General features: G+C 46.3%; 3 protein-coding genes. 1 reads left to right on the forward strand and 2 read right to left on the reverse strand.

Going from position 1 to position 2,351, the window contains the following annotated elements; translation table 11 throughout:
* Positions 1-62: 62 nt before the first annotated feature.
* Entirely contained in the window at positions 63-305 is a 243-nt protein-coding gene (locus AC1DLB_RS27890; RefSeq protein ID WP_086945342.1) for a hypothetical protein, read from the forward strand.
* A 125-nt stretch (positions 306-430) separates the two neighbouring features.
* Here the strand turns inward: AC1DLB_RS27890 and AC1DLB_RS27895 are convergent, their stop codons facing one another.
* Complete coding sequence (locus AC1DLB_RS27895; RefSeq protein WP_086945343.1) at positions 431-703, reverse strand: hypothetical protein; 273 nt, start codon at positions 701-703, stop codon at positions 431-433.
* A 625-nt stretch (positions 704-1,328) separates the two neighbouring features.
* Complete coding sequence (locus AC1DLB_RS27900; protein ID WP_477744321.1) at positions 1,329-2,150, reverse strand: AbiJ-NTD4 domain-containing protein; 822 nt, start codon at positions 2,148-2,150, stop codon at positions 1,329-1,331.
* Positions 2,151-2,351: the final 201 nt, after the last annotated feature.

Here is a 2,351-nt window from a genome sequence, read left to right on the forward strand (position 1 = left end):
GCGGTATCGGCCCGCAACGCACCCTTTCGACATTGATCATCAAGACCTGACTGGAGACGTACATGTCCGTAATTACTCAATTGGTCATTGCCTTGGTGTTGTCCTTTCTGCTTGATCAATTCCTCAAACCGTATCTGCTACGCAAGTGGCTAGGAGTGGTGTTGGTGGCGGCGGGTGCGATTGGCTGCGTTGTGGCAGGTCAGATCCGCTTGTTGGGGTTTGATCTGGGGTTGCTGTCGGTTTTTGCCGTGGCGATAGGGATGGGATTGTTCATGAAGCGGCGGCGGTTCGAGCAGATTGACTGAAGGGATGTAGGGATTTATCGCTACCAGGGATTAGTCCTATCGCTATGCAGGAGCTGTACAACATCGCGATAAAGCGTTCACGCCATATCAAAAAAAAACGGGCGCCGGTCAGCGCCCGTTTTCATTTACTCCGCCGTCTGCGCCCGCAAGCGTCTACCGATCACATCCATCAAGTCACACCCATCGCGCAGGGGAATGGCCAGCAGTTTGGCAAAATCCGACAGCACCACCGTGTCGCAACCGATCTCGGCGCGGAAGGCGATGTTTTCCAGCACCTGGGTGACCGTGCGGATGCGGTAGTCGGCCATGGCTTGCAGGACGTCGAGTGGGGCTTGGGTGTCGATGAGCAGGGAGGCCGGGATCAGGTCGATTCCGGTGAGGGGCATGTATCTATCCATGTTTGAAAACTCCGATCAATGCAAAGGTTGACTGCCCCTCAATCGTCGCCAAACGAGTGGGTGACAGCTGTACGCAGGTTGGCGAACCGGGATCGGAATACCGGCAGACCCGAAGGTCTCCCGCGCACAGCTGCCATAAAGACAGCTTTGCGAGCGTGCAACAGCGTCTGCAATAAAGCACAGAGCTTTTGCACCCGATCGAACAGGTCGCCAAACCTGGTCGCCATGTGGGCGACGGGGCGGACTATAAGCTTTGATGGGGTAGGGGGCAAGGTGGAGGCATCTGACTTTTGTGTAGGATTAGCGTGCGGACTTGATTAGCCAATAACTTATTAGAAGTGGTGGAGCAAAGTTTGTAATTTGTTTTTTGCGGATATAAGGTTTCAAGTAATGTCGAATGAGTATCTACGGATTTTATTAATGATAAGTTGTTATTTCTTTAAATCTGGTTTTTTGCGGCGAAGATAGAGTTGTATTGTGGGGTGGTGTCTAAACCCTGATCGCATAAAAGGCGGGCCTTTCTCTTGTTATTGTATTCTTGGGTTAAGTGTGAAGCTAAAACTCCGTGGTTTTGTGTGTGTTGATGAGAGATTTAAATTTTCATCTGTGCCCCCGAGATAAGATTTTATGCTAGCTGAGCCTTTAAATAGTTTACGAACGATGTGCAGGAAAGCATAAAATATCGGGCGTCAGCAGCAGATAGCTTCGGTTCATCAAGCATGGCATGACGAATACCACCTTCATCGCTAGTATATGCGTAGAGTTTGACGAAACCATCTTTGAGCGCAGAATGAAGTTTCCCTTTTTTCTCCAATGCTTTGAGCGCGTCACTTAAGGTCGCTTTTGGGTTTTCCGCTACGATTCGAGCCATACTTTCAACTGCTGATATCGACTCTTTAATTGAGTTCCGATAATCGGGATTGTCACGGCTTGCATAAAGTTCAAGTGCGCGTTGTAAGTGAGCAGTTACACCGGAAAAACGGGAATCGGCTAGCGCCGAATCAAGCATTTCCAGTTCCTGTGTGCTTGTGATGTCTGTAATTTGCTCTGAAACGAAACGATAAGCGGATAACTCTCTTTCTAGGAAGTGGTTTATATATTCTGCTAATCGAGAGTTTGAGTTCTTGTGATAAGTTACAGTGAATTCTAAAAAGTCATATATTTCATGCCATTCGCATTTAAAGAAATAGGTGCGAATGTCTTCAAGAATTTTATACGTGCGATCAGGTCTTGAGTCTATGGTTTTTTTAAAGAAGTGGAACCAAAGCGCTTTGCTAAATGGTTGAATGACTGGTTCGTCGTAGTTGCAATAAAGATAGTTTTTTGTGGACCATAAGGACACATCTAGTGCATTCCACAAAGAGTTGCGAAGCTCAGTGCTCATTGAGTTAACTTGAATCGTTTCAGACTGCGTCTTCAAGCCTTTACGTTGACTGAAAGTTTTCATTTGATAATTGACCTGTCGTATGTTTTTTGAGTTATGTTATGGGTGTTTTATACGGTTTTTTGTTGAGATAATGCTCAGGGTAAGCTGAATGTATTTATGATTTTTTCTATTTCTGCTCGTGCAGATATTAGCTGTTCTGTAGTTGTTTTTTCTGGGGAATGAACTGTGTCGTTTCTAATTTTTCTTATTCGGTCAATACGC

This window comes from Pseudomonas sp. 05N434 (assembly GCF_056396965.1).

Bases quoted from the DNA above. Each gene is read 5' to 3' on its own strand.
- AC1DLB_RS27890 (WP_086945342.1), top strand. From the start codon at position 63: ATGTCCGTAATTACTCAATTGGTCATTGCCTTGGTGTTGTCCTTTCTG.
- AC1DLB_RS27895 (WP_086945343.1), bottom strand. From the start codon at position 703: ATGGATAGATACATGCCCCTCACCGGAATCGACCTGATCCCGGCCTCC.
- AC1DLB_RS27900 (WP_477744321.1), bottom strand. From the start codon at position 2,150: ATGAAAACTTTCAGTCAACGTAAAGGCTTGAAGACGCAGTCTGAAACG.